General features: G+C 64.4%; 19 protein-coding genes. 3 read left to right on the top strand and 16 right to left on the bottom strand.

From position 1 onward, the window contains the following. Positions 1 to 232: 232 nt before the first annotated feature. From NKJ09_RS07010 to NKJ09_RS07000, 3 genes are read right to left on the bottom strand one after another with little or no spacing between them, the layout of a single operon-like run. Positions 233 to 1,234, bottom strand: a complete 1,002-nt coding sequence (locus NKJ09_RS07010; protein WP_023719661.1) for a 4-hydroxyproline epimerase — start codon at positions 1,232 to 1,234, stop codon at positions 233 to 235. Between the two features lie 28 nt (positions 1,235 to 1,262). After that, a complete protein-coding gene (locus NKJ09_RS07005; RefSeq protein ID WP_352494144.1) occupies positions 1,263 to 2,513 on the bottom strand; it encodes an NAD(P)/FAD-dependent oxidoreductase in 1,251 nt (416 codons plus the stop codon). Positions 2,514 to 2,561: 48 nt separating this feature from the next. Further along, the gene (locus tag NKJ09_RS07000; protein ID WP_352762525.1) at positions 2,562 to 3,455 is read right to left on the bottom strand and encodes a dihydrodipicolinate synthase family protein; all 894 of its coding nucleotides are present in this window, start codon (positions 3,453 to 3,455) and stop codon (positions 2,562 to 2,564) included. A gap of 103 nt (positions 3,456 to 3,558) precedes the next feature. On the opposite strand from NKJ09_RS07000, the gene NKJ09_RS06995 reads away from it, so the two are divergent. Next, positions 3,559 to 4,212: a GntR family transcriptional regulator gene (locus NKJ09_RS06995; RefSeq protein ID WP_023719664.1), complete on the top strand. Its 654-nt coding sequence runs from the start codon at positions 3,559 to 3,561 to the stop codon at positions 4,210 to 4,212. 14 nt (positions 4,213 to 4,226) lie between these two features. Here the strand turns inward: NKJ09_RS06995 and NKJ09_RS06990 are convergent, their stop codons facing one another. The 3 genes from NKJ09_RS06990 to NKJ09_RS06980 form a co-directional block, all read right to left on the bottom strand. Beyond that, positions 4,227 to 4,541, bottom strand: coding sequence for a hypothetical protein (locus NKJ09_RS06990; RefSeq protein WP_352494142.1), 315 nt, complete (start codon positions 4,539 to 4,541; stop codon positions 4,227 to 4,229). A gap of 305 nt (positions 4,542 to 4,846) precedes the next feature. Beyond that, positions 4,847 to 5,146 carry a hypothetical protein gene (locus NKJ09_RS06985; RefSeq protein WP_023719666.1) on the bottom strand — a complete coding sequence of 100 codons (300 nt, stop codon included), beginning with the start codon at positions 5,144 to 5,146 and terminating at the stop codon, positions 4,847 to 4,849. A gap of 307 nt (positions 5,147 to 5,453) precedes the next feature. Continuing rightward, positions 5,454 to 6,950 carry a CoA-acylating methylmalonate-semialdehyde dehydrogenase gene (locus tag NKJ09_RS06980; RefSeq protein ID WP_023719667.1) on the bottom strand — a complete coding sequence of 499 codons (1,497 nt, stop codon included), beginning with the start codon at positions 6,948 to 6,950 and terminating at the stop codon, positions 5,454 to 5,456. A gap of 375 nt (positions 6,951 to 7,325) precedes the next feature. Between NKJ09_RS06980 and NKJ09_RS06975 the strand changes: the two genes are divergently transcribed. Continuing rightward, positions 7,326 to 8,207, top strand: coding sequence for a LysR family transcriptional regulator (locus NKJ09_RS06975; RefSeq protein WP_352480948.1), 882 nt, complete (start codon positions 7,326 to 7,328; stop codon positions 8,205 to 8,207). Between the two features lie 38 nt (positions 8,208 to 8,245). Here NKJ09_RS06975 and NKJ09_RS06970 read toward each other — a convergent pair whose 3' ends face one another. The 8 genes from NKJ09_RS06970 to rsfS all read right to left on the bottom strand — a co-directional run bounded on the left by NKJ09_RS06970 (position 8,246) and on the right by rsfS (position 16,515). Continuing rightward, on the bottom strand, positions 8,246 to 9,502 hold the full coding sequence (locus tag NKJ09_RS06970; protein ID WP_352494141.1) for a D-amino acid dehydrogenase: 1,257 nt from the start codon (positions 9,500 to 9,502) through the stop codon (positions 8,246 to 8,248). A 138-nt stretch (positions 9,503 to 9,640) separates the two neighbouring features. Beyond that, positions 9,641 to 10,810 carry an alanine racemase gene (gene alr / locus NKJ09_RS06965; RefSeq protein ID WP_352494140.1) on the bottom strand — a complete coding sequence of 390 codons (1,170 nt, stop codon included), beginning with the start codon at positions 10,808 to 10,810 and terminating at the stop codon, positions 9,641 to 9,643. Between the two features lie 29 nt (positions 10,811 to 10,839). After that, positions 10,840 to 11,361: an RNA pyrophosphohydrolase gene (locus tag NKJ09_RS06960; protein WP_352480951.1), complete on the bottom strand. Its 522-nt coding sequence runs from the start codon at positions 11,359 to 11,361 to the stop codon at positions 10,840 to 10,842. Position 11,362: 1 nt separating this feature from the next. Further along, positions 11,363 to 12,574, bottom strand: a complete 1,212-nt coding sequence (locus tag NKJ09_RS06955) for a divergent polysaccharide deacetylase family protein (protein ID WP_352494139.1) — start codon at positions 12,572 to 12,574, stop codon at positions 11,363 to 11,365. Positions 12,575 to 12,772: 198 nt separating this feature from the next. After that, positions 12,773 to 14,098 (bottom strand): S41 family peptidase, encoded by a 1,326-nt coding sequence (locus NKJ09_RS06950; protein ID WP_352494138.1) that lies wholly within the window; start codon positions 14,096 to 14,098, stop codon positions 12,773 to 12,775. Next, positions 14,099 to 15,442: a murein hydrolase activator EnvC family protein gene (locus NKJ09_RS06945; protein WP_352494137.1), complete on the bottom strand. Its 1,344-nt coding sequence runs from the start codon at positions 15,440 to 15,442 to the stop codon at positions 14,099 to 14,101. Positions 15,443 to 15,593: 151 nt separating this feature from the next. Further along, a complete protein-coding gene (gene rlmH / locus NKJ09_RS06940; protein WP_352494136.1) occupies positions 15,594 to 16,076 on the bottom strand; it encodes a 23S rRNA (pseudouridine(1915)-N(3))-methyltransferase RlmH in 483 nt (160 codons plus the stop codon). Positions 16,077 to 16,137: 61 nt separating this feature from the next. Further along, on the bottom strand, positions 16,138 to 16,515 hold the full coding sequence (gene rsfS / locus NKJ09_RS06935; protein ID WP_023678068.1) for a ribosome silencing factor: 378 nt from the start codon (positions 16,513 to 16,515) through the stop codon (positions 16,138 to 16,140). Positions 16,516 to 16,755: 240 nt separating this feature from the next. Between rsfS and NKJ09_RS06930 the strand changes: the two genes are divergently transcribed. Beyond that, positions 16,756 to 17,613 carry a mechanosensitive ion channel family protein gene (locus tag NKJ09_RS06930; protein ID WP_023719676.1) on the top strand — a complete coding sequence of 286 codons (858 nt, stop codon included), beginning with the start codon at positions 16,756 to 16,758 and terminating at the stop codon, positions 17,611 to 17,613. Positions 17,614 to 17,642: 29 nt separating this feature from the next. Here the strand turns inward: NKJ09_RS06930 and NKJ09_RS06925 are convergent, their stop codons facing one another. Continuing rightward, complete coding sequence (locus NKJ09_RS06925; RefSeq protein WP_023719677.1) at positions 17,643 to 18,932, bottom strand: MFS transporter; 1,290 nt, start codon at positions 18,930 to 18,932, stop codon at positions 17,643 to 17,645. 72 nt (positions 18,933 to 19,004) lie between these two features. Beyond that, positions 19,005 to 19,592: a nicotinate-nucleotide adenylyltransferase gene (locus tag NKJ09_RS06920; RefSeq protein WP_031194203.1), complete on the bottom strand. Its 588-nt coding sequence runs from the start codon at positions 19,590 to 19,592 to the stop codon at positions 19,005 to 19,007. Positions 19,593 to 19,732: the final 140 nt, after the last annotated feature.

Here is a 19,732-nt window from a genome sequence, read left to right as displayed (position 1 = left end):
TGGCTATGCGTGTTTTCGCCGCACGCCGTCCGATTGCCCGTTTTATTCCCGTCCGGCCCCTGGACCATCGCGGACCCTACCATTGGCCTAACGCAATGTCTTTGACGATTCAACCGCACCATGCGCCTCGTTTCGAAGAAATCGCCGTCAAAATAAGTTGATGAGCGGGATCGTTGCGTCGTTGATCGCAATCCGTTTACGCTCTCTTTCTTCCCCTGCGTCAGCGTTTTTTCTATTTGACGACGAAGCCGTGCGCGAACGGGTCGCGGTCGTCGATGAAGATCGTGTTCAATCCGGTCATCCGTGCCCAGCCGCCGATCGACGGAATGATCGCCGGCTTGCCGGCGACGGTGACCTCTTTTTCCACCCTGCCCTTGAACAGCGAGCCGATGATCGATTCATGGACGAAGTCGTCGCCAACCCCAAGCTTGCCCTTGGCGTGAAGCTGCGCCATCCGCGCCGAGGTGCCGGTGCCGCAGGGCGAGCGGTCGATCGCCTTGTCGCCGTAGAAGACGGCGTTGCGGGCATCGGCTTGCGGGTTGGTCGGCGCACCGGTCCACAATATGTGCGACAGCTTGTCGATGCCGGGATTCTCCGGGTGGACGAAGGAATATTTCTCGTTGAGCCGCTGCCGCACCACCGGGCTCCAGGCGATCAGCTCGCCCGCCGAATGGTCGGCCATGTCGCGATAGTTCGTTTGCGGTTCGACGATGGCGTAGAAATTGCCACCATAGGCGACATCGACGCTGATCTCGCCGAGCCCGGGGCATTCGACCGTCAGTCCCTCGGCATAGAGGAAGGACGGCACATTGGTGATGCGCACCTCCTCGACATAGTCGCCGACCTGCTTGTACTCGGCGACGACCAGGCCCGCCGGCGTATCCAGCCTGAGCACGCCCGGCGTCTTCGGCTTGATCAGCCCATGTTCGACGGCAAAGGTCACAGTGCCGATTGTGCCGTGGCCGCACATCGGCAGACAGCCGGAGGTTTCGATGAACAGGATGGCGATGTCGCAATCCTCGCGCGTCGGCGGATAGAGGATCGAGCCGGACATCACGTCATGGCCGCGCGGCTCGAACATCAGCCCGGTGCGGATCCAGTCATATTCGGCCAGGAAATGCGCTCGCCGCTCCATCATCGTCGAGCCGTTGAGCAGCGGTCCGCCGCCGGCGACCAGCCGCACCGGATTGCCGCAGGTGTGGCCGTCTATGCAGAAGAAGGAATTCTTGGCCATGCCGGCTCCCAACTGAATGTCTTCGATCTCAAAACCGTTGCGGACTGAACGGACCGAGATCGAGCGATGGACCCTGCCCGAGAACGAGCTCACGGATCAAGCGTCCGGTCGCCGCGGCCTGGGTCAGGCCGAGATGACCATGGCCGAAGCCATACACCACCGACGGCGTTTTTTGCGACCGCCCGATCACCGACAACGAATCCGGCAGCGACGGCCGGAACCCCATCCATTCGCGGCCATTGGCCGGATCCAGCCCTGGCAGGAATTTTTGCGCCTTTTCGAGCAGTGCTTTCGAGCGCGCATAATTGGGCGGCCTTTCGAGGCCGCCGAGCTCGACCGCGCCACCGACGCGCAGGCCGGTCTCGAGCGGCGTGATGACAAAGCCATGCCCGGAGAAGATCAATTGCCGCTTTACGTCGAACGCAGTCTTCGGCAGCGTCGTGTTGTAGCCACGCTCGGTCTCCAGCGGGATGCCGTCGCCGAGATGTCTTGCCAGCAGATGCGACCAGGCCCCGGCAGCGATGACGACATGCTTTGCCCGACGCGTCGTACCGTCGGCCATGGTCAGGATCGCGTCGCCCTGTCCCGCCTCGATACGCTCGATCCGGGCCTTTTCGAACCCCGCGCCCAACCTCTCGGCATAGGCCCATAAGGCCTTTCCAAGCAGCTTGGGGTCGGCGACGGTCTTCCACCCCGGCACGAACGTGCCCCTGGCGAAGCGCGGCGACAGGCCGGGCTGCAAGGCGGCGAGAGCGCTGCCTTCGACATGGTTGAAGCCGATGCCGAAGCGCTGCCTTGCCGCCCAGCCGGGCAGCGACGCCTTGAACTCGGCCTCGCTTTCGTAGAGTTCGAGCGAGCCGTCCTCGTGCAGCATCGGCCGTGTGCCGGAACGGTCGAGCAAGCCCATCCATTCCGCCTCGGCGAGCTTCATCATCCCGGCCTGCGCGGCAAGGCCGGCTTCATAGCGGTCGCTTCGGCCGGCCCGCCAGAAGCGGACCAGCCAGGGCAACAGCTTCGGCAGATAGGCGGGCGGAATGCTGAGCGGGCCTAGCGGGTCGGCGAGCCATTTCGGCAACTGCCTGATCATGCCCTTGTGAGCCAGCGGCAGCACATCGGAGAACGCCAAGGCAGCGGCATTGCCGGAGCTGGTTTCCTCGCAGATCCCCGTCCGATCGAAAATCGTGACGTTTCGCCCCGCCTCGGCCAGAAAGCCGGCGGCGCAGATGCCGATAATGCCGCCACCAATGATGGCAACATCGAGCGTAGCATTATCATTCATTGCCATGCGCCGCGCTGCACATCTGCAAATACCCTCGAAGGGACTGGATCAGAATGCCGGCAGCTCTGGCCGCACCGCCAGCGCGTCCCTGACGGTCTTTTCGACAGCCTTGCGCCGCTCGCCCGCCAACGGCTGACGCGGCATGCGCACCCGGTCATTGGTATCGATGGCGAAGACCTCCGCGAGCTTGATGTTCTGCACCAGATAGGTCGAGACGTCGAGGTCGAGCAGCGGCCGGAACCAGCGGTAGATTTTCAACGCCTCCTCGCGGCGGCCCTGTCTCATCAATTGATAGATGGCGACTGTCTCGCGCGGGAACGCGGTGACCAGGCCCGCCACCCAGCCAATGGCGCCGACCGACAGCGCCTCGAAGGCAAGATTGTCGACGCCGGTGAACAGGTCATAGCGGTCGCCGAGGCGGTTGATGATCTCGGTCGAGCGGCGGATGTCGTCGGAGGACTCCTTGATGGCAACGAAGCGCTGGTCCTTCGCCAGTTCCTCCATCTGGTCGACAGTGACGTCGACGCGGTAGGCAAGCCGGTTGGAATAGATCATCAGCGGCAGGTCGCCGGCCGCGGCGACGGCGCTGAGTGCCGCGACCGTCTCCTCGGTATTGGTATGGTAGATCGGGCTCGGCACCACCATCAAACCGTTGGCGCCTTCTTTTGCGGCGCGGCGCGCGATCGTCGCCGCCTCGCGTGTGCCGGCTTCGTTGACCGTCAACAGCACCGGTTTGTTGCCGGCGATCTTCTGCGCGGTCTTCAGCACCTCGATCTTTTCGTCATGCGACAGCATCGGTCCTTCGCCAAGCGAGCCACAGACGATGATGCCGTCGCAGCCGGCCTCCATCTGCAGCGCAAAGCAGCGCTCCATCTCGGCATGGTCGAGGCGATCATCCTCGGTGAATTTGGTCGTAACGGCGGGGAAAACTCCGGCCCACATGTCGGTCGCTCCATCTGATATATCAGTCGTATATTTCTTAAGACGCCGGCTGTCAACGTTGAATCTGATATGATATATCAAAAATATATCAGGAGACGCCGCATTGGTATATGACAACCCAGGCTCCGAGCCGGCGACTGCGAAGGCCTACCGCAGGCTCGAGCATATGATCGTGACGCTCGAACTGGCGCCCGCGAGCTTCATCACCGAGGGGGCGCTGATCGACAGGCTCGGCCTCGGCCGCACCCCGGTGCGCGAAGCGATCCAGCGGCTGGCCTGGGAGGGGCTGCTCGAGGTCCGGCCGCGTGCCGGCATTGCCATTGCCCCGCTTCACCCTGGCGACTGGCTGCGCGTCCTCGATGCCCGCCGCGGCGTCGAGGTCGTGCTTGCCCGCTCGGCCGCCCGCTTCGTCACCCGCGAGGCCGCCGACCTGTTTCATGACGCAGCGCTGGCCATGCAAAAGGCCGTGATTTCGGAAAATGTTCTTTGCTTCATCCAAGCCGACAAGGCGCTTGATGAGGCGCTGGCGCTGGCTGCAGACAACCCGTTCGCGGCGCGCCTGGCGGCGCCCTTGCAAACCCACAGCCGCCGCTTCTGGTTCCGCTACAAGGCCGATACCGGCTTGGCCGAATCCGCCGAGCACCATGTCGCATTGATCCGCTCGATCCTCGCCGGCGACGAAGAGGCCGCGGCCAAGGACGCCAAGCGGCTGATGGCGTTGCTGCGCGGCCACGCTGAGGCAGCTGCTACGCGCTGACGCCGCCCGCTCCCTCATGAGTTTTGGCCGGGCAGGGCCTCCACGCTTTCCCAATTTTCGCCGGCTGCGACAATGCAGCTTCTGCCGGCGACGTCGGTCACGATGACCGTCCAGCTTCCGCTATCGGCGACAAAAACTTCCATGACCGCCTCCTGACCGATCAGTCCGAGAGCAAACTGTCTTTCCTGGAAATTCTCGGCCAGGTGGGCGACGAGGTCGCCATGTTCAACGCAGTATTGATATTGGGCGCTTGCGGCATTCGTACCCCCCGCGAATAAGCCAGCAAAAGCTACGGTCTTCACCCATCCTAACAGCGATTTGCGTGCCATAGGGCACCTCCTTTGCCATCACGATCCGGCAAAGGGAGGTGATTGACGGCCTCATTTTGCCGGAGCGATCCAGGCCGGTTCCGACGTCATCATCGCGTCGCTCCTTTCCGTGTTCCGGTCTGCCGCCAGCGGGAACGATTCTGGATGTTCTCGCTATGTTCCATATATGGTATCGCTAACGAAAAATAGCAAGCCGTGCGCGCCTCAAGTGGGCGCGGGGAGATCCGTTTCAAGGTCGCCGAGAACAGGGCCGCAGCCCGGCTGTCGTGCCGAGGCTGCGGCCAGGTGAATAGGAAAGGCCTACTTCAGGTACCGGGCAGCGCCGCTATCGTCATCGCGCTCTCCCAGCCTTCGCCGACTGAAATCACGCAGCTTTGACCTTTTGTATCGCTGGCGAGGATGGTCCAGGTGCCCTTGTCGGAAACGAAGACTTCAAGCACCACATTCGGATTGACGACGCCAACCGCGCTCGGGTTTTCATGAAACTTCTCGCCGAGCGCCTTGACCATATCGGCGCGTGCCGCGCATTGCTCGGCAGCCATTGCCGGGATGGCGGAAAGCGCCGCCGTTGCCGCGCAAGCTATGATCGCCATGAGACGTGTCATCTGACATCTCCTTTGCGCCGGACGATATCCCCCGGAGCCGTCACCAGCGCCGTTGGTTGATCTGCCAGCTCCTCCTTCGCGGCAGGACTGCAACCTAAGAGGATTGCTGCCTTCTTGGTTCCATCACATTCGTGTTCATGCGGATGAAGACGGCGACAAAAAAGGCCCGGGCTCCAAGCCCGGGCCTTTTCTTGCTTTCTGCGATTTGGATCAGTTCATCGTCGGGATGACGAACTCGGCGCCGTCCTTCACACCGGCCCGCGCGCCCGCAGCCGAAGCGAGGACGCGCAGACAGGAAACCGTCCGGCTAATTCATCGTCGGGATGACGAACTCGGCGCCGTCCTTCACGCCGGACGGCCAGCGCGACGTCACAGTCTTGGTCTTGGTGTAGAAGCGGAACGCGTCCGGCCCGTGCTGGTTGAGGTCGCCGAACGAGGACGCCTTCCAGCCGCCAAACGTATAGTAGGCGATCGGCACCGGGATCGGCACGTTGATGCCGACCATGCCGACCTGGACTCGTGAGGCGAAGTCCCGCGCCGCATCGCCGTCGCGGGTGAAGATGGCGACGCCATTGCCCATCTCGTGCTCGTTGGCAAGCTTGATGGCGTTTTCGTAAGTCGGCGCGCGCACCACCGACAGCACCGGCCCAAAGATCTCTTCCTTGTAAATGCGCATGTCGGCAGTCACGTTGTCGAACAGGCAGCCGCCCATATAGTAGCCGTTCTCGTAGCCCTGCATGGAAAAGCCGCGGCCATCGACCACCAGCTTGGCGCCTTCCTTGACGCCGGTGTCGACATAGGATTTGACCCGCTCCAGCGCCTGCGCCGTGACCAGAGGGCCGAAATCGGCGGAAGAATCCGTCGACGGACCGACCTTCAGGCTCTCGACGCGCGGCACCAGTTTTTCCATTAGCCGGTTGGCGGTGTCGTTGCCGACCGGGACGGCCACCGAGATCGCCATGCAGCGCTCGCCGGCCGAGCCGTAGCCGGCGCCGATCAGCGCGTCGACGGTCTGGTCCATGTCGGCATCGGGCATGATGATCATGTGGTTCTTGGCGCCGCCGAAGCACTGCACGCGCTTGCCGGCCGCGCAGCCGCGCGAATAGATGTACTGGGCGATCGGTGTCGAGCCGACGAAACCGATAGCCTTGATGTCGGGATCGTCGAGGATGGCGTCGACCACTTCCTTGTCGCCGTTGACGACATTGAGGATGCCCGCCGGCAGGCCGGCCTCGATGAACAGTTCGGCAATCCGCATCGGCACGCCCGGATCGCGCTCCGACGGCTTGAGGATGTAGGCATTGCCGCAGGCGATGGCCGGCGCGATCTTCCACAACGGGATCATCGCTGGAAAATTGAACGGCGTGATGCCGGCGACGACGCCGAGCGGCTGGCGCATCGAATAGACGTCGATGCCGGGGCCGGCGCCATCGGTGAACTCGCCCTTCATCATATGCGGCGCACCGATGCAGACCTCGACCACTTCGAGGCCACGCTGGATGTCGCCCTTGGCGTCGGCGACGGTCTTGCCGTGTTCGCGCGCCAATATCTCGGCCAGCGCATCATACTCCTTGGCGACCAGCTCGAGGAACCGCATCAAGACGCGCACGCGCCGCTGCGGGTTGGTTGCCGCCCAGCCGGGCTGTGCCGCCTTGGCGTTTTCGACCGCTGCGCGCAATTCCGCCTGCGAAGCCAACGCCACCGTGCCACGCACCGTGCCGTCCATCGGCTGCATGACGTCCTGCTTGCGGCCGCTGGTTCCGGCGACACGCTTGCCGCCGATGAAATGACCGTATTCGATCATGGTCTCTCTCCCTGGTTCGTGATGAGGCATTGTCCGCCTTTGCGGGAGCGATGGCAACGCGAGTGAAAACGCAACCGTTGTGCAGAAAATAGATAGCGGCGCGCGATTGTGCATCAAATGGCGCAAATGGTAGGGAGTGTACTCCTATCGCTTGGATTGCTGAGTTGAGTTTCTTCACACCCCCCTCTGTCCTGCCGGACATCTCCCCCGCAAGGGGGGAGATTGGCGACTTCGGCCTTACCGCCCTTTTTGCGACGTTGGAGATTGGCGAAAGCCGACCGGACATCCGATCTCCCCCCTTGCGGGGGAGATGGCCGGCAGGCCAGAGGGGGGTGGGCGGGAACACGGCGCTCTTTATCGAAACGGACCATCCCCATGAACTGGGATGACGTTCGCATCTTCCTTGCCGTGGCGCGCGCCGGCCAGATCCTCGGCGCCGCCAGGCGGTTGGAGCTCAATCACGCGACCGTCTCGCGCCGCATTGCCGCCCTCGAGGATGCATTCAGGACAAAACTGTTTCGCCGGCTTACCACCGGCAGCGAGCTGACGCCGGCAGGCGAACGTTTCCTCGAAATCGCCGAACGCATGGAGGGCGACATGATCGCCGCGCGCTCGACCGTTTCAGGCGAAGGCGACGACGTTTCGGGCACCGTGCGCATCGGCGCGCCGGACGGTTTTGGCGTCGCCTTCCTGGCCAGGCGCCTCGGCGCGCTGACCGCTCTGCACCGTGAACTCACCATCCAGCTGGTGCCGGTACCGCGCTCCTTCTCGTTATCCCGGCGCGAGGCCGACATTGCCATCACCGTCGAACGGCCGACGGAAGGCCGGCTGGTGGCGGGAAAGCTGGTCGACTACACGCTCGGCCTGTTCGCGTCGCGGGCCTACGCCGACACGCATGGCCTGCCCGGAAGCGCCGCCGAGCTGGGCCAGCACACGCTGATCGGCTACGTGCCGGACCTGATCGTCAGTCCCTCGCTCGACTACGCGGCCGAATTCAGCGCCGACTGGCGCACCAGCTTCGCCATTTCCTCAGCGCTCGGCCAGGCCGAAGCGGTGCGTTCCGGCGCCGGCATCGGCATACTGCACACCTTCGTTGCCCACTCGATGCCGGAGTTGGTGCCTCTCGATATCGTCGCACCCATCCGCCGCGCCTACTGGCTGGTCTATCATGAATCGGTCAGGCCGCTGCGCCGCGTTCAGATCGTCGCGAGCTTCATCACCAAGGCCGTCGAACGGGATCGGGGATTGTTCGCGTGAGATCTATCGGCCGCTGGCTGTCTTAGCTGCTGGGGGTCTTACTTGGCGTATCGTCCCGGCCCGAGATCGCCGACGTCGATGTCTGGCACCCGGCTGGAGATGATGTCGGCCAGAACCTTGGCCGAGCCGCAGGCCATGGTCCAGCCGAGCGTGCCGTGGCCGGTATTGAGATAGAGATTGGAGAAATCGGTGCGCCCGATCAGCGGCGGCCCGTCCGGCGTCATCGGCCGCAGCCCGCACCAGAAGGTGGCCGACCGCATGTCGCCGCCGCCCGCGAAAAGGTCGCCGACCGAATGTTCGAGCGTGCGGCGCCGCGATTCGTGCAGCCGCATGTCGAAGCCGGAGATTTCCGCCGTGCCGCCGACCCGGATACGGTCGCCGAGGCGGGTGATCGCCACCTTGTAGCTCTCGTCCATCACCGTCGACACCGGCGCGGCGGCGGCGTCCTTGATCGGCAGGGTGATCGAATAGCCCTTGACCGGGTAGACCGGGATGGGCCGCTTCAGCATGCGCATGAACCGCGCCGAATAGCTGCCCATCGCCATCACATAGGCGTCAGCGACCATCCAGCCCTTGCTGGTGCTGATGTTGGTGATGCGATCGCGCTTCTTGACGACGCGCCGTATCTCCGTGTCGTATTCGAAGGTGACGCCGCGTGCCGCGCAAAGCTCCGCAAGCCTGTCGGTGAACATCTTGCAGTCGCCGGTTTCGTCGCCGGGCAACCGCAGGCCACCGACGAATTTCTCGCGCACGCCAGCCAGCGCGGGCTCGGCAGCAATGCAGCCGTCGGGGTCGAGGACCTCATAAGGGACGCCATAGGTCTTCAGCACCTCGACATCGCCGCCGACGCCATCGAGCTGCTTTTGCGTTCGGAAAAGCTGCAGCGTACCCTTGGCGCGCTCGTCATAGGCGATGCCGGTCGCCTCGCGCAGCGCCTTCAGCGTGTCGCGGCTGTATTCGGCCAGCGGCACCATGCGCGCCTTGTTCAGCGCGTAGCGTTCAGCCGTGCAATTGCGCAGCATCTTGACCAGCCATATCCACATATGCGGATCGAGCGCCGGCCGCACCACCAGCGGACCATGCTTCATCAACAGCCATTTGACGGCCTTCAGCGGAACGCCGGGCCCGGCCCAGGGCGAGGCATAGCCGGGCGAGATCTCGCCGGCATTGGCAAAGCTGGTTTCCAGCGCCGGGCCTTTCTGGCGGTCGATCACCGTCACCTGATGGCCGGCCTCGGCAAGAAAATAGGCGGTGGTGACCCCGATCACACCGCCGCCCAGCACGAAGATCTTCATCGCTTAGTTCTCCGCAACGGCGTCTCGTCAGGGTTCGGGTCCGGGATCATCGCCGCCTTCTGTCTGCCGGATTCTGCGGCGTCCGCCAAGTGCCGATGCTGAGGGAAACGACATGCGTGAGGACAACAAGCTTGCGTCCTAGCCATTCACATAGCGCCGGTGGAAGCGGTGGCCGAGGCTGGTCAAGACCTCATAGCCGATGGTGCCGGCCTGGCCGGCTACCTGGTCCACGGTCTGCGACGACGGCTCGATCAGTTCGACGAGGTCGCCGGCCTTCAGCTTGCCGGGCGGCAATGCGGAAATGTCAAGGATGATCGAATCCATCGAAACCCGGCCGATGAAGGGCAGCCGCACATTTTCGAACCAGGCAGCGGAAGCGGCGCGTCGATGCCAGCCATCGCCGTAGCCGAGCGAAATCGTCGCCGCGGCAAGCGGGGCCTTGGTGTGGAAAGTGTGGCCGTAGCCGACACCGGCGCCGGCCTCCAGCATCCGCGTCTGGATGACCTTGGCTTGCAATCGCACCACCGGCAGCATCGGGTTGTCCTTCGCCGGCGTCGGATTGATGCCATAGAGAGCGGCACCCGGACGAACGAGGTCGTAGTGATAGCGCTGCCCGAGAAAAATGCCTGATGAATTGGCAAGCGACGCCGGCGCTCCCGGCAGCATCCGGCGCAGCCGTTCGAATTCCAGCCGTTGCTGCTCGTTGGCCGGTTGCTCGGGTTCGTCGGCGCAGGCGAGATGGCTCATCACGAAGGTCAGTTCGACACCATCGAAAGCCTGCGGATCCTGCGCGATGGCTTTCACCTCCTCGGGCGCCATGCCGAGCCGCGACATGCCGCTGTCGACCTGGACGGCGGCAGGCAATTTATGGCCCACCCGCCCGGCCATCTCGCGCCATGCCGCAAGTTGGCTGGCGCTGTTGACGACAGTGCAAAGCCCCGCCGCAACCGCTTCCCGTTCCGCACCTGGCGGAATGCCGTTCAGCACGTAGATGGCCGGGTCTGAGCCGAGCGCCTTGCGCAGCAAGACGCCGCCGGCCAAATGCGCGACGAAGAAAATATCACAGCCTTCAGCCATCAGCGCCGCCGCCACCGGCGCCGCGCCAATCCCGTAACCGTCGGCCTTGACCACTCCGGCACAGCTGACGCCGCCCAGACGCGCCTTCAGCCGCCGGTAATTCTCACGGACGGCGCCAAGATCGACGGTCAGGATCGCCCCCGCCGCCGCTTCGCTGATCGGCTCACTCGGGGCGCCGGCCTGCGGTAGAGAGACGGTCTGCGGAAGGGATTTGCTGGAGATGTCGGGCATGCCGACCTGTTTTAGCGGAAGGCCGGCGGCTACGCCACCAGGTGCCGGAACGCTGCCACCACGTCTTCGTAGACCTTGCGCTTGAACGGCACGATCAGACCGGGCAGTTCCAGCATCGGCCGCCACGCCCACCGGTCGAACTCGGCCTTGTGGCCACCCGGCGGCGGATTGATTTCGATCTCGCTTTCGTCACCGTGGAAGCGGAAGGCAAACCATTTCTGCGTTTGGCCGCGATATCGTCCCTTGAAGGCGACGCCGACCAGATGGGCCGGCAGGTCGTATTTGATCCAGTGCGGCGCCTCGGCCAGCAGCGACACCGAGCGCATGCCGGTCTCTTCGTAAAGCTCGCGCTCCGCCGCGGGCAGCGGCTCCTCGCCATCGTCTATGCCGCCCTGTGGCATCTGCCAGAGCTGCGTGGTTCCAGCGAATTCGCTGTCCGGCTCGGCAATGCGATGGCCGACCCAGACCATGCCATCGCCATTGAGGACCATCACCCCTACGCAGGGCCGGTAGGGCAGTGTCTCGGCGTCAACGAGCTTGTTCTTTGCCATGTCAGCCTTTTTCCGGATCTATGGCCACCGCCGAAATCGGCACGATCTCGATGCCGCGCTTCTTGGCCTCGGTCACCCAGGACGACACGGTATCGACTGTCAGGTCGAAGGCCGAGCCGATGCCGACGGCAAAGCCTTTCGCCCGTGCCGTCGCTTCCAGCCCATCCAGTTTCTTCAATATGGCGCCGCGGTCCTGCACCGCGTCGATCGCCGTATCGCCGCCGACGAACGGCACGCCGTCCTTCAGCGCCAATTCGGATGCCAGGCTGCGCGCCGACGAACCGTCGTCGACATAGGCCAGACCACGCTTGCCAAGCTCGGCCATCAACGGCCCCATCGCCGTCGCGTCGGCCGAAAAGCGGGCGCCCATATAGTTCATGACGCCGGTGTAGTTGGTCGTTCGCGACAGCGCCCAGCGTAAATTCTTCAAATTCTCGTCCGGCGCCGCTGCCACGGTCAGCGTGTTACGGCCGGGGTTGACGTTCGGATAGTCGAACGGCTCGAGCGGCACCTGCATGATGACCTCATGGCCGCCTTGCCGCGCCACCTGCATCCAGCGGCCGATGCTGTTGCCTTGCGGCGCGAAGGCCAGCGTCACTTCCGCCGGCAGCTTGGCGATGGCTGCCTGCGTGCCGGTCTGCGACACGGCAAGCCCGCCGATGACGAGCGCCACGCGTGCACCGCGTGCGCCGGACCACGGCCGCGCATAGACATCGAACGGGCGCCGGCCGTCGGCGGCGCGGATCGGCAGCGGACCGGTCTCGCTGGCCTCGATCAGCGCCTTGTCGGGAATGTGCGCGATCCTGAGGTTCTGGCCGATCGTCGAAGGGTCGCGGATGACAATGGCCGCCTTGGGCGGACCGTCGCCCTCTTCGGTCTGGACATGGATGATCTGCGGACCGCCCATCTTCCCGCTTGTCGTTTGTTCGCCCGTCTTCTGTTCGCTTGCGTTGCTTGGCGCTTCCGTTGCGGGCGTCGCCTTGGCCGGCGCCGCGGCGGGATCCGCCGCTGCCGGCATCTTCGGCGTCGAAACGGCGACTTCTTGCGGCTTGCGGAACGGCTTGTCGCGCAAGGCGATCGCGCCGGAAACGCCGACCACGGCCAGCACGACGAGCGCGGCCGCGACTGCACCGGCGCTGATCCTGCTGCCTGGGCGCGGCGCCCGGATCGCCTGTCCGAGAGGTCGTTCTATGTCCTTGCCGATATCAGCCAAGCCCGCACCCCCGGCGCGCATCTCCGAAGTGAAACCTCCGGAGGCGCAAATCCAAAATGTCGGCGCGTCCCCTCGCTTCACTGGACGCGCAGCATGCCGGCCGCGGCCCCGAATCAAACTGCCGGAGCCTCGCGGCCCCGGCAGCATCGCATCGCTTCGCTCAGGCAGCCAGACCTGTTTGGCCCGGCTTGCCTGCCCTTATTGGTTCAACACGGCCTTCTGCGGATTCGGTGGGAACGCCGGATCGGTCTTCTGGCCGCGCAGCAGCTGCTCGGCATAGATGAGCTGCAAATCGTCCTTCGGTTCCGGCGGCACATAGGCTGCCGAGCCCGAACCGGTCGTGCCTTCGTCGGCGCCCTTGATATGGCCCTTGAGGTCCGATTCGCCGCGCGTCAGGTCCCTGCCCTGCAGTTCCGCCGGCAGCGGCTGGTCGACCTTGATATCGGGCGTGATGCCCTTGCCCTGGATCGACTTGCCGGACGGCGTGTAATAGAGCGCCGTCGTCAGCCGCAGCGCCCCGTTCTCGCCAAGCGGAATGATGGTCTGCACCGAACCCTTGCCGAAGGACTGCGTGCCGACCACCGTGGCGCGGCGCAGATCCTGCAGCGCGCCGGCGACGATTTCCGAGGCACTGGCCGAGCCGCCATTGACGAGCACGATCAGCGGCTTGCCGCCGACGTCGTCGCCGGCCCGCGCGTCGAAGCGGGTGACGTCCTTCGGATCGCGGCCGCGCGTCGAGACGATCTCGCCACGGTCGAGGAAGGCATCCGACACACTCACCGCCTGGTCGAGCAAACCGCCCGGATTGAGGCGCAGGTCGAGCACGTAACCCTTGAGCTTGTCGTTCGGCACCTGCTTCTTGATGGTGTCGATGGCATTCTCGAGGTCGTCATAGGTCTTTTCGGTAAAGGAGGTGATCTTCATGTAGCCGATGTCGTTTTCGACCCGGAACTTCACCGCCTTTACCTTGATGATGTCGCGCACGACCGTCAGTTCGATCGGCTTGTCGGCGCCCTGGCGCAGGATGGTGAGCTTGATCGGTGTGTTGACCAGCCCGCGCATCTTCTCGACGGCGTCGTTGAGGGTCAGGCCGCGAACCTCCTCGCCGTCGATCTTGGCGATATAGTCGCCGGCGAGCACGCCAGCCTTGGCGGCCGGCGTATCGTCGATCGGCGTGATCACCTTGACCAGGTCGTTCTCCATGGTGACCTCGATGCCGAGGCCGCCGAACTCGCCCTTGGTCTGCACGCGCATGTCCTGCGCTTCTTCGGCATTCATGTAGGAGGAGTGCGGGTCGAGCGAGGACAGCATGCCGTTAATGGCATTTTCGACCAGCGATTTGTCGTCGGGCGGCGTCACATAATTCGCCCGCACCCGCTCGAAGATATCGCCGAAGATCGCCAGTTGCTTATAGGTCTCGGAGCCCGCAGCCTTCGCCGTCGAGCCGGGCGCGCCATAGACCAGGCTCATCGCCGATGCACCCATCAGCGCACCGGCAAACAGAAGCGACAGTTTCCGCATCATTCACGTCCTTCCAGAAAAACGGTCCGCCCACCATGGGGCCGGATCGACGGGTTTTCCATCCTTGCGGAACTCGACATAGAGCTCCGGCGTGGCATTTCCATTCTTCGATGCCGAGGTGCTCGCCACCCGGGCCTCTCCCATCGCGCCGACCGGCTCACCTGCGAGCACCGACTGGCCAGACGCGACGCTGATTCTGCTCATCCCCGCTAGGACGACATGATAGCCGTCACCCGCATTCAGGATCAAGAGTTGACCGTAAGAGCGGAAAGGCCCCGCATAAAGCACGTTTCCATCCGCCGGCGCTGTGACGATGGCTCCCGATTGTGTCGCAACCATGTCACCGAGCATCACCGCGCCGTTACCGTCGTTGGCCCCGAAGCGCCGCTTGATCCTGCCGGTGACCGGCAGCGCGATCTGCCCTTGAAGCGCGGAAAACGGCGCAGCAGCGGTGAGCCTGTTGCTCTCCGGCACCGGCAGCGAGGCCAGTTCCGTTGGCGCCGGGGCCGATGCCGGGCCCTTGTCGGCGTCCACCGTCTTTTGCTCGGCTGCCTTGGCCGCATCCGCCGCCTTGCGGGCCCTGTCGGCCTCGAGCGATGCGATCAGCTCTTTCAGGCTGCCGGCCTTGGCCGCCAGCGTCGCGGACCGTTGCTTTTCGGCGGCCAGCGCGGTTTGCGTATCGGCGGCGAGCTTCTGCTTGGCTTCGAGCAGCATGCCGAGCCGCTTTTTTTCCGCCGCCTGCTCGCCGACCGCTGCCGTCAGCCGCGCCCGCTCGGCCTCGATCGAGGCCGTCACCCGCGACTGCTCTTTGAGATCGGCCAGCAACATGTCGGTCTGCTGGCGCAGTTCCGGCACCACGGCACCGAGCAGGATGGCGCTGCGCACCGACGACAATGCGTCCTCCGGCTTGACCAGGATCGCCGGCGGCGGATTGAGCCCCATGCGCTGCAGCGCGCCGAGCACTTCGGCCAGAACGTCACGTCTGGCGGCCAGTGAGGCGCGTATCTTCTGCTCCTGCGCCTTCAGCCCTTCCAGCTTGCCGCCAATGTCCTCGATGTCCTGGCCGAGCTTCTGCTCGGTCATCGCCGACTGGATCAGTGCCGCGGTGATCGAGGCATGGTCCTTCTTGACCGCCGCTATGTCGGCGGCGAGCTTGGCCAGCCGCTCGGACGACAGCGTGATCTCTTTCGATACCTTTTCGTATTCGGCGCGGCTCTGGTCCGGGTCCGGCGCCAGGTCGAGCGTGTTCTCAGCCCGCGCGATCCCGAGCGAAACCACGATCACCGCCGCTGCGATGCCGTAGCGCACGCGCCAGGAGCCCGTTCGTGATTTCCAGTCTTCAGACATTGAAGCCCAACTCTATGCGCGGCTTCGTTAACGAACCATCAACCATGTTCGAGCCCGGCCGCCATCCGCAAACCCCTATGAGCCCAAACTGTCGATGAGCATTGGGGCAGAAATCCGGGCGGCTGGCGTCAATTCGCTGATCGAACCGGCTTCATGAACGATGGTAGGGGTGGCCGGAAAGGATCGTGGCCGCCCTGTAAAGCTGCTCGCCCAGCATGACGCGGACCAGCTGATGCGGCCAGGTCAGCGCGCCGAGCGACACCGTCAGATCAGCCAAGTCACGCAGCGACTGGTCATGGCCGTCGGCGCCGCCAATGGCGATCACCAGCGCCTTGCGCCCGCCATCGCGCAGCAAGCTTATGCGGCCGGCGAAATCCTCGGAGGAAAGGTTCTTGCCGCCCTCATCCAGCAGCATCAGCGCCGTGCCCGGTTGCAAGTGCGTCTGCAGCTTCTGGCCTTCCTCGCGCCGGCGCTCATTGGCCGTCTGCGCGCGGCCTTCGGCAATCTCGGCGATCCCGGCGAATTCGAGGCCTACGGCAGGGCCGCTCTTGGCGAAACGCTCGAAATAGCGGTCGGCCAACTGCTTCTCGGGGCCGGCTTTCATTCGGCCCACGGCATGAACGGTAATCTTCATCCCTGCCTCGGAGAGCCGCTGATGCGTGTCGCACAACGACATGCATCAAGACGAATACGGCTCAGTGGAGGGTCTCTTCCTCAAGATCCGGCGCCTGCCACATCTTTTCGAGATTGTAGAAGTCGCGGACCTCGGGACGGAAGACATGGACGATGATGTCGCCCGAATCGATCAGGACCCAGTCGGCGCCAGCCAGCCCCTCGACGCGCGCCGTGCCGAGCCCGGCATCCTTGAGCGCCTTGAGGAGATGATCGGCGACAGCCGAGACATGACGGTGCGATCGGCCCGACGCGACGACCATGTAGTCGCCGAGGCTCGATTTCCCCTGAATGTCGATTGAGACGATGTTTTCAGCCTTGGAGTCTTCCAGACTGGCAAGGACTGTCTTGATGGCGCGGGACACGGCGTCGTTTACGCTGATCCCGGCCGGCGAAGGCACGATGTCGGCCTTCTTCCGCAGTGCTGTTCTCAGTGTATTTCCTTTCGCAGCAAGAACAACCAAATCACCTTTCAAATCAGGTGACACTGCTTAGATAGGCAGAGTTAGGTTGCAGTTTCAAGACACCGCTCGCAAGCAGACGCCCGGTAACGGCCGAATATGCGGCTTTTCCGGGCCAGAAATTCGGAACCGCCTCGCCCCGCAGCGGTTATCAGCTCATCCACGAACCGGAATCCCGACATGCCGATCGATCCTCAGAACGCCCTCCTCACCGTGCAATCCGGCCTGGCGCAACTCAGCACGCTGATCGTCTCCTACTCGCTTTCGGCGGTCGGCGCCGTCATCCTGCTGGTCATCGGCTACATCGTCGCCGGCCTCGCCGAGCGTTCGATCTATGCCGGCCTCGGCCACGTTCACGGCTTCGACGAAACGCTCCGCCATTTCTTCTCGCAGGTCGTCCGCTACGCCATCCTCGGGCTTGTCGTGATCATGGTTCTCGGCCAGTTCGGCGTGCAGACGGCTTCGATCATTGCCGCCATCGGTGCCGCCGGCCTGGCCATCGGTCTGGCGCTGCAAGGCACGCTGCAGAACATTGCCGCTGGCATCATGCTGCTGGCGCTGCGGCCGTTCCGCATCGGCGAATATGTCGAGGTCGGCGCCATATCCGGTACCGTCGAGGAGATCGGGCTGTTTGCAACAACGCTGAGGACGGTCGAAGGTGTCTACGTGCTTGCACCTAACTCGACCCTGTGGAACCAGCCGGTCCGCAATTTCACCCGCAATGGTGTGCGCCGCGGCGACATCACGCTCAGCATCGGCTCGTGGAACGACATCGATTTCGCGCAAAAGACCATGCTCGGTGTCGCCGCCGCCGACCGGCGCGTCAGGCGGCAGCCGGCGCCGATCGCCTTTGTCGCGACTGTCGGGGACAGCACTGTCGCCATCACCTTGCGCTACTGGACGGCGGCTGCCGATTTCTTCGCCGCCCAGATCGACCTCACCAAGAGTGTCAAGCAGGCGTTCGATGCCGAAGGCCTTTCAATTCCGGCGCCGGCGCCGCAAGCGCCGCAGCCGGAGGCCTCAGCCACGCAGCAATAGAGCATTTGAAGCCAGCCCGCAGATGGCCCTCAAAGCTCTCCGCGCCCGCGCTGATCTTCGGGCGCGAAGGCGAGATCGACAGGCAACGGCGCCTGCGCCGTCATCGGCGCGAAACTGCCGGTCTCGGTGGCGGGCACGGGCCGCACCATGCCGACGCGCCAGAGAACGAACAAGCAGTAGGCGGCGGCAATGACGATTGCCACATAGATGAAGGCCTGCGTGCCATAGATGGCGGAAAGCCCGGTCACAATGCCGGGCACGACGAAGCCGGACAGCGACCAGGCAAACAAGAGCGAGCTCGACAGCGCCACCATGTCGTCCTTGCCGGCGCGGTCGCCAGCATGGGCGCTGGCCAGCGAATAGATCGATTCCGAGGCGCCGTCCCAGACCACGTAGATGACGAGCAGCGTCGCCAGAGCGCCACCGTCGAAACCCAGTGCAAACAGGCCCGCCGCGGCGGCAAGCGCCGACGCCGCGATCAGCACAAAGCGCCGGTCGGTGCGGTCGGAAATCCAGCCGAGGGGAATCTGCAGGATCAGCGTGCCGACCGGCATTGCCGAAAGCAGCAAGGCGACGTCGGCCTGGCTGTAGCCTCTGGCGGTGGCATGGATTGGCGCAAAACCCGAAATCGTCATCGACAGGCCGCCGACGGCAAGCATGCCGGCAACGCCGACCGGCGAGATTCGCCAGGCGCGGCCGAGCGCCACCGACGCCGCTTGCGGCGCCGGTGGCTGCGCGAGCCGCGTCAGCCCGACGGGAAGGATCGACAGCGCGGTGAAGGCAATGCCGATCAGCGGCGCATCGGCCGCGCGGATATCGATCAACGCCAGCGTCGAATAGCCGACGCCGAGTCCGGCGACATAGGCAACGTAGAAGATAGCCATGACCCGGCCGCGGATGGCGTTTGCGACGACATCGTTCAGCCAGCTCTGCGCGACAATGAACAGGCCGCATATGGCAAAGCCGTAGAGCGCCCGTGCAGCGATCCATGGCAATGGGTGCGGCCCGGCGCCGACCGCGGCGTTGGACAGCACGATCAGCGCCGACAGTACCATGAACACGCGGGCATGGCCGACACGCCGCACCAGCGGCCCGGTCAGGATGCAGCCAGCGAGGCCGCCAGCCGAAAGGCCGGTGACGATCAGCCCCGCCCAAGTCGGATCGAAGCCCTCGGCGCCGAGCCGGACTGGGATATAGGCGAACATGAGCCCATTGCCGACGGCGATCAGCGCCATCGACAAGAGGATGCTGGCAATGGCGATCGAGGGCGCCGGCTGCCCTAGACCGTTCTTGTCCTGGTCGCGCTCGAGAATCGTCATGACCGAGGATCGCCCATCAAGCAGGTCAAGGCAGCGGCAAATGCGACATGGCTGGACTTGCCTTCCGCCCCCTCAGCCCTTTGCCACATTGCGGATCGCGCTCGACGACAGCGACGAACGCGGGCCGTGGATGAAGGTCCAGGCCGGCGCGTTCATGCGGGCGAGCCGCGGTGCGTCGCCTTCGTCGACGCGGGCATAGTCGAAAGTCTTGGCGACCACGGACGACAGGAACGACAGCGTCGCACCTGGCCGGTCGACCACCGCGATCGGGAACGTCATCACGATACGGCGCCAGCGCTGCCAGCGGTGGAAGTCGCGAAGCGAATCGGCCCCCATGATCCAGACGAAATCGACGCCGGGGTTACGCGCCTTGACCAACGCCAGCGTGTCGGCGGTGAAGCGGACGTGGTGGGCCGCCTCGAAGGCGGTGACCTTGATCTTCGGGTTCTTGGCGATCTTTTCAGACAGCTGCAGCCGCTCGGCCAGCGGCGCAAGTTCACCAGCGTTCTTGAGCGGATTGCCGGGCGTCACCATCCACCACAGCTGGTCGAGAGCAAGGCGTCTGAGTGCGATCTCGGCGACCAGCGCATGCCCGGCGTGCGGCGGATTGAACGAACCGCCAAACAGCCCGACCGCCACGCCTTTCCCGGCATGCGGCATCTTGAGGTAACGGGAGGATATGGCATGTTCGGACAAGGCAAGCATGCGTCAGGCACCCCCCTCTGCCCTGCCGGGCATCTCCCCCTCAAGGGGGGAGATTGTCAGCTTCAATGACAGCTTGAATTCTGCCCGCCCGGCAA

The sequence above is a fragment of the Mesorhizobium sp. M0189 genome, assembly GCF_040322135.1.
Taxonomy (GTDB): domain Bacteria; phylum Pseudomonadota; class Alphaproteobacteria; order Rhizobiales; family Rhizobiaceae; genus Mesorhizobium.
The sequence above is the reverse complement of the archived record's forward strand: the minus strand, read 5'-3'. Positions and strand labels throughout refer to the sequence as shown.